This window comes from Sphingomonas populi, from assembly GCF_004208535.1.
GTDB classification, from domain to species: domain Bacteria; phylum Pseudomonadota; class Alphaproteobacteria; order Sphingomonadales; family Sphingomonadaceae; genus Sphingomonas; species Sphingomonas populi.
In genome coordinates, this window is sequence record NZ_SGIS01000008.1 from 61,117 (window position 1) to 74,224 (window position 13,108).

Annotated in this window: 9 protein-coding genes; 3 read left to right on the forward strand and 6 right to left on the reverse strand. The window is 65.9% G+C overall.

What is annotated here, in order from left to right; genetic code table 11:
* Window positions 1–2: 2 nt before the first annotated feature.
* The 6 genes from EWE75_RS07040 to EWE75_RS07070 all read right to left on the reverse strand — a co-directional run bounded on the left by EWE75_RS07040 (window position 3) and on the right by EWE75_RS07070 (window position 9,100).
* Entirely contained in the window at window positions 3–1,337 is a 1,335-nt protein-coding gene (locus EWE75_RS07040) for an alpha/beta hydrolase family protein (protein WP_130155956.1), read from the reverse strand.
* Window positions 1,337–4,102 carry a TonB-dependent receptor gene (locus tag EWE75_RS07045; RefSeq protein WP_231708258.1) on the reverse strand — a complete coding sequence of 922 codons (2,766 nt, stop codon included), beginning with the start codon at window positions 4,100–4,102 and terminating at the stop codon, window positions 1,337–1,339. The genes EWE75_RS07040 and EWE75_RS07045 overlap by 1 nt, the downstream gene beginning before the upstream one ends.
* Before the next feature lie 84 nt (window positions 4,103–4,186).
* Window positions 4,187–5,146, reverse strand: a complete 960-nt coding sequence (locus tag EWE75_RS07050) for a FecR family protein (RefSeq protein WP_130155957.1) — start codon at window positions 5,144–5,146, stop codon at window positions 4,187–4,189.
* On the reverse strand, window positions 5,143–5,715 hold the full coding sequence (locus EWE75_RS07055) for an RNA polymerase sigma factor (RefSeq protein WP_206364707.1): 573 nt from the start codon (window positions 5,713–5,715) through the stop codon (window positions 5,143–5,145). Before EWE75_RS07055 ends, EWE75_RS07050 begins: the two co-directional genes overlap by 4 nt.
* Window positions 5,716–6,100: 385 nt before the next feature.
* On the reverse strand, window positions 6,101–7,870 hold the full coding sequence (locus EWE75_RS07065) for a methyl-accepting chemotaxis protein (protein ID WP_130155959.1): 1,770 nt from the start codon (window positions 7,868–7,870) through the stop codon (window positions 6,101–6,103).
* A 21-nt stretch (window positions 7,871–7,891) separates the two neighbouring features.
* Complete coding sequence (locus tag EWE75_RS07070; protein ID WP_165388285.1) at window positions 7,892–9,100, reverse strand: OprO/OprP family phosphate-selective porin; 1,209 nt, start codon at window positions 9,098–9,100, stop codon at window positions 7,892–7,894.
* A gap of 784 nt (window positions 9,101–9,884) precedes the next feature.
* Between EWE75_RS07070 and EWE75_RS07080 the strand changes: the two genes are divergently transcribed.
* The 3 genes from EWE75_RS07080 (at window position 9,885) to EWE75_RS07090 (ending at window position 13,068) form a co-directional block, all read left to right on the forward strand.
* On the forward strand, window positions 9,885–10,376 hold the full coding sequence (locus tag EWE75_RS07080) for a hypothetical protein (RefSeq protein WP_130155961.1): 492 nt from the start codon (window positions 9,885–9,887) through the stop codon (window positions 10,374–10,376).
* Window positions 10,377–10,555: 179 nt separating this feature from the next.
* A complete protein-coding gene (locus tag EWE75_RS07085) occupies window positions 10,556–11,128 on the forward strand; it encodes a LemA family protein (RefSeq protein WP_231708259.1) in 573 nt (190 codons plus the stop codon).
* A 2-nt stretch (window positions 11,129–11,130) separates the two neighbouring features.
* Window positions 11,131–13,068 (forward strand): DUF2207 domain-containing protein, encoded by a 1,938-nt coding sequence (locus tag EWE75_RS07090; protein WP_130155962.1) that lies wholly within the window; start codon window positions 11,131–11,133, stop codon window positions 13,066–13,068.
* The last annotated feature ends 40 nt before the right edge of the window (window positions 13,069–13,108 follow it).

A 13,108-nucleotide genomic window follows, 5' to 3' on the forward strand; every position in this document is an offset into this window, starting at 1 on the left:
TCTCAATACGCTCCCGTGGCGGGTTTGCGGCCGCTCTCGACCCAGCCGTGCAGCGTGTCCCACAGCACCGCCGCCTGACGCGGCGTGAAACCGCAATGCGCCCAGCCCTTGAGGCCGGTGCCCGGAATGTCCTTTTGCAGCGATGGCGCCCAGAGCTGGAACAGATGCGCCTGGTTGCCTGCGGCCTTTACGCGCGCGCGCAGCAACGTCGCCTGTTCGGCGAAGACGAGACCGTCGTGACGATTGTGGACCGCAACCAGCGGCGTCCCGAACCGACCGGTCGATTGATGCCATCGGACCGCGAAAGCGCGTGCCGGTGCGTCGGAAGCGACACGCTGGATGCCGGCGTTCAACGCGGCCTTCTCGGTCGCGCTCAGCAGTGGACTGTCATAGACCCTGCCGACATTGCCGTACACCACGCCGCCGAAGCTCGCGCGCATGTCCTCCATGCTGACCATCGCGGTCATGATCGGAAAAATGAAGCTGGCGGGATCGGCATCCGCCTTCGCGACCGAGGCGATGTGGGCGACCATCCGCGCCTCGGGTCCGTTGGGGTCGGCGCGCGCGGCTTTGAACAGCTCGGCGATCACGCCGCTCATCCGCTTCAACTGCCAGAACAGCCAGGGCGTCCGCGCGAAGCCCAGGCCCGCCGGTGGTGTCGGCGACACGCCGTTGACGGCGATATCGTGGTTGCCGGGCAGTGCGTATTTCGTGCCCCGCGTGTAGAAAGTATAAGCGGCGCGCAGGTCGACGAGGGCGCCGACCTCGCTGTCCCAGTCCCCCGTCACTCCGCACGCGCTCATCGCTCCGGCGAAAGCGCCCGGATGCTGCTCGATCAGCGCCATGACGATATTGCCGCCCATCGAGGCGCCGCCGAGATAGAAACGGCGTGCGCCGATCCGTTCGAACCAGCCGCGCAGTCGCAGTGTGTTGGCGACGCCGCTCTTCACCGCCATCGCCGGCTTGTCATACGCGCTCTGCCCGACCGCGAAGCCCTGTCGATAGGCGGCGGTCAGGAACCCGCCTGAAGGATCTTTCGCGACCGGATCGGCAGGGACCGACACCGGCGTGCCGGGGATCGAATAGCCGTTGGCGAACAGCACCGCCTGCCCGTTCCACCGGGCGGGGACGGCGATCCCAAAGGCGCGGCCAGCGAGCGTGCCCGCGACGCTCATCCCGCCGTCGGCGCGACCGTTGGCATCGATCGCGGCGGCGCCGGCCCTGCTCATCCGATCGACCAAATGCTGCTGCACCGGCGTGATCGCACGCCGTTCGGGCGACGATCCGCACGACGCAAGCAGGACCGCGACGAGCGCGGTTGAAAATGCCCGCAGCATCAGAAGCGATACCGCAGCGACAGGCCATATTGCGCTGGCTCGCCGTAGATCGAGTTGCTGAACCCCGAATTGTTGTAGCCGGTGTTGGCGGTGATCCGATACGGCGTATCGAGGACATTGGTGCCGTAGATCGCAAGATCGAGCGGCGCGCCGCGCACCTGATTCCACTCCAGCCGCAGGTTGAGCAGCCCGTAGGGCGCGATCGTGTCGAACGGCTGCGCATCGGCCGCGACGCGCTGGCGGGACTGCCACGAATAGGTCGCGCGGATCGCCATATCACCTTCTGCGGCGGGGATCGGCAATGCGAGGCGGCCGTCGAGGCTGAACTTGTGCCGGGCGACGAAGGTGAACGGCGTGCTCGATAGATTACGCGACGGCTGCGCCGCAGTCAGCGCCGAGGGGATCGCCGGGATCGGGATGGTGACGTAGTCAAGGAATTTAGCGTCGTTGTACGAATAGGTGCCGCTGATCGTCAGCGGCTTGAACGGCACGATGAGTCCTTCGAATTCCAGACCGATGACCCGCGCCCTCTTGGCATTGGCGAGGATGTCCGACCCGGCGATTGCGGCGCGCTGGATCACCTGCACGTCGTTGAACCAGGTGTAGAAGGCCGCGAGGTTGGTCCGTGCCTTGACCCCGCCGATCGTCCAGTCGCGCTTCAACCCGACCTCGGCATCGGTCACGCGCTCGGGCTTGACGGGCGCGAGCGGGTAGTCGCTGCCCAGAAACAACGTGACGATGGGATTGTTCGCGCCAGACTTATAGCCACGCCGTGAAACCGCATAGACGAGCGTCTGCGGATCAGCCTGCCAGTCGAGCCCCAGGTGCCAGGTCGGCCCGTCGCTCTCGCCGCTGAAGGCCGGCTTCGTGCAGTTCGGATATTTCCGGGTCGGAAAGCCGCCCGCCGCCACCGCAAGGAAGGCATCGTAGACGCAGAGGTTGGCGTTGAGGCCGATCACCTGTGCCGCCTGCGCCTGCGAGACGAATCCAAGCGCGGCGAGACGATTGAAGACCTGGTAGCTCTGCGCGTCCTGATAACTCTGGATGTCGCCGTCGAACGTGTCCCACGTCCAGCGGAAACCGGCGGTCGCGGTCAGCGTCGGCGCGATCTTATACTGTGCCTGCGCGTAGAGCGCCTTGCTGCGGCCGCGCACCGATGCATCGGGCTGGATGTTGAGGGCGGGCAACAACGGGCCGTTCACGCCGAGCAGCGTTTGCGCGAACCCGGGTAAAACGATCGGCCCGCCACCCAGAATGCCGGCCTGCAAGGGATTGACGGTCAGGAATGTCAGCGGCGACGGGCTTTTCTCATCAAGATAAAAGCCCCCGCCCTGCAGGCTGAAACGCCCATCGTCGTAGCGCGCCTGCAATTCCTCGGTGATCGTCCGCAGATTGTTGTTGTAGCCGCCGGGAAAGGCGCCGAGCAGGTCCGCAATCGGCAGCGGCGTGGAGTCGCGATCGGTCGCGCTGGTCGAGCGGGTGCGGCCATAGCTGAAAACATTCTTGATCGTCAGTTCGGGCGTCGGGCTCCAGGTCGTATTGTTGAGCACGAGCAGGTTCTTCGCCTTCTCGAACGTGTTGACGCCGCTCGACGTCTGGCGGACCCCGTGCGCCTGTCGCTGCGCCAGATACGGCTGGAGCAGCGCGGCATAAGGACTGCCTGGACGCACCGCGAGCAGGATGCTGCCGCCACCGTGCTCATCGACGTCGACGTAATTCACTGCGGTGTAGCTGTTGATCGTGTCGGTCGGGTTGAACTGGACGCCGAGCCGAAGCGAAAAATTGTTGCGGTTGAGATAGTCGCGCCCGGTGAGGACGTCTCGGACATAGCCGTCGCGCTTGTCGAACTGGCCCGCGACGCGGATCGCGAGCAGGTTGTCGATGATCGGCAGGTTGAGCGCGCCCTGCGCGCTGCGGCGGCGCAGGTTGCCAAGCGTCCCTTCGACATAGCCTTCGACGGTGTTCATCTTGGGCCGCACCGGTTCGAGCAGCACCGCGCCACCCGTGGTATTGCGTCCGAACAACGTGCCCTGCGGGCCTTTCAGCACTTGCAGCGAAGCAAGGTCGTAGAAACTGCCCGGCCCGCTCGCCGAGGACGGTACTTCGGCGAAATAGCCGACGACGCCGGGGCCGCTGCCGGTGCCAGCACCGCCGCCGCCACCCATGCCGCGGATCGTATAGGTTTCCTGGTTGCGCGCGACGTTGCCGAGCACGGTCAACGAGGGCGTGAAATTCTGCAGGTCCGTCGCGGTGTTGATGCCTTTCTCGCGTATCGTGTTCTGCGTGAACGCGGTCAGCGAGACCGGGACTTTCTGGGCGCGCTCTTCCGTGCGGCGCGCGGTGACGATGATGTCCTGAAGATCGCTCGTCTCCTGCGGCGCGGTCGAGTCCGGCTCGGCCGCAGCCGGTACATCCTGCATCGCTGTACTGGAGAAGGCGGCAGGACGGGTGATGGCTACCGCGCCCGATGAATCGCGGTGCATCCTGAGGCCAGAGCCCGAAAGGATGCGATCGAGCGCCTGGATATCGCCCAGCCGGCCACGCACGCCCGGCGAGCGCAAGGCCCGCACGTCGTCAGTGCGATAGAGGATTTGCTGGTTCGACTGGCGCGCCCACGCGTCGAGCGCGGATTTCATGCTGCCGGCGCCGATGTCATAGGCGCGAAGCGATGTGGCGCTGCGCGTTTCGGCTTGAGCCGCAGCCGGCATCGCACCGACGATCGCGCTGGTCGCCATAAAGATCATCAGCGTATGAGATGTACGCATATCCCCCCCTTTGTGTTTATCCTGCCGGCCTCTTCGTGCCGCCGCTGTTTCAGACGAATGGCTCGTCGGAAGTCGTAACGCGCTTCAGGATTTTATCGTGACGCCGTCGGAATCGTTTGCAACGCGCAGGCCGAAGGCGTCGTGCAGCAGCCGCGTGAACGCATCGATGTTGGTCGCCTCGAACGAGCCGCCGATCCGCAGCCGCGCGACCTGCGCGTCGCCCAGCCGGATCTGGCGCCGGTTATAGCGATTGAACTCGTGCGCCGCCTGTTCCAGCGTCACCTGATCGAACGTCAGCACGCCGCGCCGCCACGCCAGCGCGTCCTGCACGCGCTGTTCGGATCGGTCCGCGAGCAGCATCGACTGGCCGCGCGCGATTGCGACATCGCCGGCGGTGATGATCGCGGCGCGTCCGGCGGTGGCGGGGTCCGAAGCCTCGACCCGAACCCGTCCCTCGACGACCGCGACCGTGACCGTGTCGCCATCGCGGCGGACCGAGAATTTGGTGCCCAGCACTGTGACCTTCCGTCCGCCCGCGAAGACGACGAAGGGATGGCGCTTGTCATGCGCAACCTCGAAATAGGCTTCGCCGCGATCGAGCCAGACTTGCCGCTGTCCACTGGTGAAGGCGGCGCGCAGCGTGCTCGCGGTATTGACCGTAACCGCGCTGCCATCCGCCAGTGCAACCTGACGGTGGACGCCGACTGCGGTCGCGACGCGGATGGCGGGTGCGTCGACCTCGTTCGCGGTGAAATGCCAAAGTGCCAGCACAGCCATGCAGACCATCACCAGCGACGCGGCGAGCGCCCAGATCGGGGCCTTGGTCCAATGCGGCGCGGGCGCGATCGGCACACCACCGCGTGTCGCGGCGAGGCGATCCGCCGCGCCCCAGCCCGCTTCCAGCCGCCAGAATGCGGCTTTGTGCGCGACGCTATCGTCCAGCCAGCCTTCGAGCGCACGCGCATCTTCGGCGGACCAGCCGGGCTGCTCGCGCGCCACGAGCCAATGCGCCGCTTGCTGTTCGATATCCCGCGCCGGGCTCATCGCTCGGCTTTCTGCGTGACGCCAGTCGCGTCCGTCGATCGGTTGATGCGAGCCTCACCGCCGAGCATGAAGTTGGTGAGCGCCCGCAGCCCCAACGTAAGCTGCCGTTCGATCGTGTGATGGCTGACCCCCATCCGGTCTGCCGTTTCGCGAATACTCAGCCCCTCGACCTTGCGCAGGCGGACGACTTCGCGGCAGCGTGGCGGCAATTGTTCCAGCCCCAGCATCGCGCGGCGGAGTTCGTCGCGCGCCGTCATGTGACGATCCTCGGCGGACAGGTCCATGTCGTAGCCCACCATATCGATGTCGGCGATCTGTTCGAATGAGACGATCTTGGCACGTCGCGCCCGGTCGATCAGCACGTTTCGCGCAATCGTGAAGACATAGCCGCGCGTCGAGCGGAGGCCATTGGGCTGCGCGCCGGTAAGCGCACGCTCATAGACCTCCTGCCGCAGGTCCAGCACGTCCGCCCCGTCGCGGCAATGGCGCGTGATGAACCGCACGAGATCGCGCTCGAGCGGCAGAACCTCCCGAATGAACCATTGCTTGATCGCGGCATCGTCCGTCATTGGTTACCTAGACGTCTGGGACCGACGAAACCGTAACAGGAGTTCGCGCGATATCTATCCGGGTGCATTGCCGGAAAACGGCGGAGCGCCAAAGCGCGTAGAGGTGACTCCGGCCGGTACGGAACCTCATATCCCTTTCTGCACCGACTGCGCCAGTTGCCCTGACCATCCTTCCGGCATTCCAGACCTGGCGCGCGGTGGCGGTTGGTTCGGTTTCAGGCATCTCCATCATCATTCTCCGATGGCCAGAGTGGCCGCCGGCAGAACGCTTGAGGCCTGATGAGCAGGAATGCCCCGAACCACCTGTCGACAGATCAGAACGTCGTCCACGCATCCGCGCCAAGCCGGCTCGCCATGGCAGGTGCCGGCTTGGCGCGGCGGAAGCTCACCGGCCCGACCGCCTTGCTGGTAGCAGGCCCGGTCGTCCACCACCCTCGCCGCCGATGGCGAAGCGCTCTGCCTGGCCGGCCAGCGTCACGACTTCCGAATTCAGCGTCCGGGCGGCCGCCGAGGTTTCCTCCACCATTGCTGCATTTTGCTGGGTCGCGGCATCCATCGCGCCGATCGCGGCGGAGATCTGCGTGACCGCCGTGGCCTGGGCCTGATTGTCTGCCGCCATGCTGCTGAGCAGCGCATGAACTTCGCCGACGTCTCCGCTGATATTAGCCAGCGCTCCATCGACACGCTCGACCATGCCAACAGCCGCGCTGATATCGGTTTGCGTTGCGGTTAGCTGGTCGCGGGCGCGGCCGGCTTCTTCCTCGGCACGCATAGCCAGCGCGGAGACGAGGTCGGCGACCACCGCGAAGCCGCGGCCCGCCTCACCGGCGCGTCCGGCTTCAACGGCGGCGTTCATCGCCAGAACCCGGGTCTGGAAGGCGATCTTGTCGAGTCCCTCGATCACGCTGTCGATGCCCTTGGCGCTCTCCGACACGCGGTTCATCGCCTGCATCGCTTCGTCGGCGATGGTGCGGCCGCCCGACACGGTCGAGATCGCGCCGTCAGCCCGAGTCAGCGTACTGCCGGAGGCGATTGCGGTCGCGTTCAGCCGTTGGTCCATCTGGGCGATGGCAGCCGAGGTTTCTTCCAGGCTTGCGGCGTTCGCTTCGGTCCGTCGTGCGAGATCCTCGCTCGCCTGGGCGATTTCAGACGAGCCCGTCTTGATCGCTGCGGCGGATTCGATCACCGATCCGATCAGCTCGCGCAGATTGGCGATCGCCTCGTTGAAGTTCTGGCGCAGCGCGACATAGGCTGGCGGAAATTCGGCGGCGATCGTCGCCGTCAGGTCGCCGCGCGACACCCGGTCGAGATTCTGCGAAATCGTCTCGGTGACGAAGTTCTGATCTTGTAGCGCCTTGGCCGCTTCGCCCTCCGCGATCTGCTTCTGCCGCGCATTTTCGCGGAACACCAGCACGGCCTTCGCCATCAGGCCCACTTCGTCGACGCGGTCTACCGCCGGCACGTCCACCTGGATGTCGCCATTCGCAAGCCGGGTCATCACGCCCGTCATCCCGACCAGCGGTCGAACGATCGCGCCGGCCAGCAGCCATGCCATCGTACCGGCGATCAGCACCGCGCCGAGGGCGCCGACGATCACGGCGATCATCGCGCCGTTCTTGGCCGCCATCATCGCGGCCCGCTGATCGGCCATCACTTCCTGCTGGCGCTGCTGAATATGCCCGCAGATATCCCGCACCTTCGGCAACTGCTTGCGGCCGGAAATCTCCTGCGCCTTGTTCCGCGTGGCGGGGTTGCGGGCGAGCGTGATCAGTTCGGCAAAGCGGCGGTTGTTGAGGTCTTGTACTTCGCTCCGCAGGTCGCGCAGCCGCTGCTGCTGGTCGGGCAGCGGATTGCCGGTCTCGAAGCTCTTCGCCGCCGTCTCAAACGCCGCGATATTGGCCTTATACTCATCGAGCAGTTCATCGCGACCGAGCATCGCAAAGCCACGCAGTGCGTTTTCCTGCTGGATGATGGCGCCCAGCATGGCCTCGCCCTCCTGCGCCATCTTGATGCTGTTGGCGTTGGATTCGGAAATCGTCGCGAGCGTACTCAGCGACCAGTAAGTGTAGGCGCCGGAGACGATCACGACGATGATGACCGCCGCGAATGCGGCGACCAGCTTGCCTGAGAGCTTCAGGCGATTGACAATAGACATGGGTGGATCCTCCAGCGATCTTCAAAGGACGAATTGGACGCGCAGCACGAAGGTCGTGCCGTGGTCGGTGTCGGGGCCGGTGCCGGGGCCGGTCATCCGCTGGTCCGGCGCCATGCGCCACGCGCTGACGTTACCCATCAGGCGCATTTGGCTGCTCAGATACCAGTTGACGCCGCCGGTCACGCTTGAGCCGGTGTTGCGGAACCCCGGCATGGTGAACCGGATGCCCTCATATCGGGCGGTGAGTTCCACCTGCCCCGATCCGCCCTGAAACACCGTGCGGTGGACGATCGGCCGGCCGAAGCCGCCGGTGGCGGCCGCATAGGGTGGCGCGTCGCCGGTCAGGAACCAACCGGCCGAAAGGCTTTTGGCGGTGATGTGCGGTTCCACGCGCGGCAGGTCGATCACCCGCCGGCCGACTTCACCCATCACCCAGACCGAGCCAAGCACGCCGCCCGCTTCCACGCCCGCGCCCCGGTCGCCGGTCGCGCCGATCAACGGCAGCGACGGCAGCACCGTGCGCAGGTTTAGGCCGTGGGCGACATTGGTGTCGGCGCCCAGCGTGCGAGTGCCGCCGGTGAATTTCTCGTCGAACGTCCACGCGCCGACATGCAGGATCGCGCCTTCGCGCTTCACCGGGTTCCAGTGCGCGCGAGCGAGAAGGGTGCGGTTGCCCGTCTGCGGGTGGTTCGCGTCGATATCGTTGCCCGTCACAGCGAACGAGGCATGCCAGCGATTGCCGATTAGCCGGCTCTGCGCCCCGAAGCCGAAGCCGCCACGGTCGGGCGCGATCGCGCTGGCGACGAAATTGGGTTCGGCGAACGGCAATGCCTCCCCGCCGGAACTGCCTTCGACGCTGCGGTCATTCTGGAGATTGCCGGCCAGCATGTCCACGCCGATTCCGGCAACCGTGCCGCGCCAGCCGACATACGCCCAGAGCACATCGGCGGAGCCAGAGGCGAACTCGGTCTCGAGCTGATAGACGAGGTGGTTGGCGACAGTTCCGGCAAAGCCAAGATGGGCCGCGCGAACGCCGCGGTCGCTGCGATTGCGGGTGGCCTCACGCGCGCCGCTGGTGGTTTCGGCATCGACGATTAGCTGCGCCAGCGGCCGGAAGGTCGTGCCGCCAGGGGAAAAAACCAGGGCCGGCGAGCCGTTCCGCCATTCCAGGCGCGTGCCCGGCGCTGTGGCGGGCGTCTGCTTCGGGGCGACGGGAGAATTATCGCTCACTTCGTCGACAGGCGCCACCGTAGCAGCGGCATCGAGAGTGTGCGAAGACGTCGCGGGTGGAGACGGTATGGGAGTGTTCAACAGCAGCGACGCGCAGAACCAGCTCGGAAACGCCATGAGAGGGTCCTCGGGCGGCGATCGCGCACCATGCCCAATCCGCTGCAACACCCGAGATATTTATAGAAACGATTATTTCGCGAGCGGCGGCAATGACTGCAAATTTAAATAACTGTGCTGGTTCTGGCGGTGCGACCTTGATCAGAGCCGGCGCCAGGATGAAACCTAGATCGAAGTTCGGGGCCAGTGGACCTAGCTGCTTTTGCAACAGAGCCACGCGCGGCGCACATTCACATTGAAAGCACGCTCACGGCCTCCTTGCGAACCCAGCCTGTTCGACACAGCGATGCCAGTCCGGGGCTGAGGCCAGCCGCCGGGACTGGACATGGACGATCGGGCGTTCCGAAGCGCACTCCGAACCAACCCGCTCGCTCTTCGCAAACGTACACAGCCGACCCGCGGCTCAACCTGCCCACGCGCCTCGCCGGTGTCACCGGTTGGGAAGTAACCTGCGCGGTATGCACGCCGATCCGACCGAATCTGCATTTGCGCGGTGTCGGTGCAACCGGCGCGCTCGCCATGAGAACAAGACCGACAAAGAGCATCGCAACCTCCAACGAGGCGTCTACATGCTGTACCTCAAGCCCGCTATAGCTCCTTCAACTCTCAGGGAAGACGACCGATGGCTATCTCGACGCGTCGCTTGTTTGGTCGAAGGAATAGCCCGTTGCCGAACCACCGCGTCATCGTCGCCACAGGGTTCAGGGTCATCGGTTTGGCTACGGCACTCGCATCGTCATTGCTGGCAATCACGATGGGTATCGCAGCCTGCATGGCCGCGCCATCCGCCGGCCAGCATAGGCCGGACTACCTCAGCGTGACGCAGTATGGGCTCGTCGGCCTGCTCGCGAATGCGGCGAGCGGTGCAGGCGAAATCATGTCGCTGCTCAATGGTGTGGCCGTCGCGATTTTCGGGCTGATCGCGGTGCTGGCCCTGATCGCCGCATCGTTCGGCGTGCTTTTATACGCTGTCGGGCGGGGCTTGCGCGCATCTGCGCCATGGGCGCGATTCATCGCGGCCGCCATTATGGTGGTCCTGCTGCTGAACAGCCTCCCCGCCTTGTACGTTTTGCAAGGGGGAGCCCGTCTCGCCGGCGCCGTCGCCCCGATCCTGTCTCTTTACGTGCTCTGGGTCCTCAGCGCGCGATATGCGGATTGAAAATCTCTGCGCGGCTGCGGAGCATCACCCGCGAGACCATGCCACAGCGGCGGGAGGCAAACCCTTGCGTGCGGCGAAGCCGGTCGCGTCCAACCAGCGGCTGTGGACATCCGAGGCTGGAGCGTTATCCCCAACGAGTACAGCCGGTTGGCGTCGGCGCGATCTTTGCGGGAGCGAACGTGACATATACTGCTTTGTGGCCGGCACTCGCGCTCGTAGCGCTGGCCGGCCTCTTCTTCATCCTGATCTACAACCGGCTGGTGCGCGCCCGCGCGCTCGTGCGCGAGGGATGGAGCGGCATTACCGTGCAATTGCGGCGCCGTGCCGATCTCGTACCCAATCTGGTCGCCACGGTTCGGGGCTATGCCGCGCATGAACGCGATCTGCTCGACGCCGTCACGGCCCGTCGGTCGGACGCGGTGAAAGCCGCCCTCCCGGAGGATGCCGCCCGTGCCGATGCGGCGCTGGGCGGCATGCTCGGCCGGCTGATGGCGGTGGTCGAGGCCTATCCCGAGCTGAAGGCCGATACCAATTTCCGCGCGCTTCAGACCGAGCTGTCCGCGATCGAGACCGAACTACAAAGCGCCCGGCGCTATTACAACGCGACCGTGCGCGATCTGAACACGCGTGTCGCGTCCTTCCCCGATCTGCTCGTCGCCGGTCCACTCGGTTTTCGCGAGGAACAGTATTTCGAGGATGCGGACCCCGCTATCGCCAGCGCCCCGCCGGTCCGTTTCGACAGCGTGCGCTGAGCGTGCGGACCCTGCCAACGCTGATCGCAGCGCTCGCGCTGCTGGTCGCGATGCCCGCGCGCGCCGAGGAGCGGATCACCGATTTCCTCAGCGACGTCACGGTGCGCGCGGATGGCGCGCTGGACGTGGTCGAAACGATCCACATCGTCTCCGAGGGGGATGAGATCAAACGTGGAATCCAGCGCGATTTCCCCACTCGCTATCGCGGTCCGGGGGGCCGGCTGGTTGCCGTCGGCTTCCGGGTGGTGGACGTGGCGCGCGACGGCCGCCCCGAACCCTATACGCTCCTCGGCATGGACAATGGCGAGCGGGTGCGGATCGGCCACGCGGATACGCTGCTGACGCCCGGTCAGCATGTCTATCGCATCCACTATCGCACGACCCGCCAACTCAGTTTCTATTCCGATGTCGACGAGCTTTACTGGAACGCCACCGGCAATGGCTGGACCTTCCCGATCGAGCGCGCAGAGGCAAGGATCACGCTGCCGAAGCCAGTGACGTTCGGGAAGCGGGCGCTGTATACCGGCAAACAGGGCTCAACCGCCACTGACGCGCAAGTGGTGGAAGAACGGCCGGGCCGGATCGTCTTTCGCACCACACGGCGGCTTGAGGCGATGGAGGGGTTCACCGTGGCTGCCGCCTGGCCCAAGGGCGTCGTCGCCGCGCCCGACGCGCTGGACAAGCTCGGCTGGTGGCTGAGCGATTGGGGCGCGATGCTGCTCGCCACCATCGGCGTGATCGCCATGCTCGCTTACTGGGCGCATGCCTTGTGGCGGGCGCGGCGCCGCTCCGGTTCTCGTCCGCTCGTGCCGCTGTTCTCGCCGCCCGACGGCCTGTCTGCGGCTGCGGTGCGCTATGTCTGGCGCAAGGATTTCGACGATCGCACCTTTTCCGCAGCGGTGGTCGATACCGCGGTGCGCGTGCGGCTACGGATCGTGGACGATGACGCCGGGCAGCGGCTCGAGCAGGTGGACGGCGGCGCCGATCTTCCCCCGGCGGAAGAGAAAATGGCCCGGCGGCTGTTCAAATCGCGCAAGTCGGTGGTGCTGACGCAGGCCAACCACGCCGTACTGACCGCCGCGCGCCGCAGCCTGGCAGAGGAACTCGAGGCGCAGTACGGCGAAGGCCACACCTTTACCGAGGAACCCCGCAAACGCTTGCTGGGACGGATTCTCATCGTCGGCCTGATGCTGGCGGTGGCGGTTACGGCGTTGCTGGATAGTCCACGGATTTCGCCCTGGACCCTCGCCGGGCTCGTCGGCGGCATGGTCATCGGCCGCGTTCTGCTCATGCTGCTGGCCCGCCAGCGCCGCCGGAGGCTGCGCAAGGGCGTGAAGACCCTGAACTGGATCGTCACCGGGGTGATCTCACTGGCAACGGTTCTGCTGGGCTGCACGCTCATCTTCCTGGGCTTTGTCAGCGGCAACCCCCTCCCCCTGCTCGTTCCGTTGCTCGCCATCCCCTTCCTGTTGGTGACCCGCGCGTTGCTGGTGGTGCCCACCCCGGCCGGATGGGTGCTGCGCGACGGCATTCGCGGCTTTCGCCATTATCTTGCCGTGGCGGAGGAGGACCGGCTGGACACGCTCAACCCGCCGGAAAAGACCGCAGCGCTGTTCGAACGCTATCTGCCCTATGCCATGGCGCTGGAGGTGGAGAATCGCTGGGCGAAACGCTTCGCCGACATCATGGCCACGGCCGGCATGGACGGCCAGCCCAACGCCACCGGCGACTGGTATGTCGGGAACAACCCGCGACCCTGGTCGGATTCCAGCGCCTTCGCGGTCGCGACGGGCAGCGCGCTGACCTCCACCATCGCTTCGGCCGCGACGTCGCCCAGCACCTCCAGCAGCAGTTCCAGTAGCAGCAGCAGTTCCAGCGGCTCGTCCGGCGACGGGTCCTCCGGCGGCGGCGGCGGTGGCGGCGGTGGATCGGGATGGTAGCGCGCGCACATACGCGGCACTGAAAAAGGGTTCCGCCAGC

Bases quoted from the DNA above. Each gene is read 5' to 3' on its own strand.
- EWE75_RS07055 (WP_206364707.1), bottom strand. From the start codon at position 5,715: ATGACGGACGATGCCGCGATCAAGCAATGGTTCATTCGGGAGGTTCTG.
- EWE75_RS07045 (WP_231708258.1), bottom strand. From the start codon at position 4,102: ATGCGTACATCTCATACGCTGATGATCTTTATGGCGACCAGCGCGATC.
- EWE75_RS07040 (WP_130155956.1), bottom strand. From the start codon at position 1,337: ATGCTGCGGGCATTTTCAACCGCGCTCGTCGCGGTCCTGCTTGCGTCG.
- EWE75_RS07050 (WP_130155957.1), bottom strand. From the start codon at position 5,146: ATGAGCCCGGCGCGGGATATCGAACAGCAAGCGGCGCATTGGCTCGTG.
- EWE75_RS07065 (WP_130155959.1), bottom strand. From the start codon at position 7,870: ATGTCTATTGTCAATCGCCTGAAGCTCTCAGGCAAGCTGGTCGCCGCA.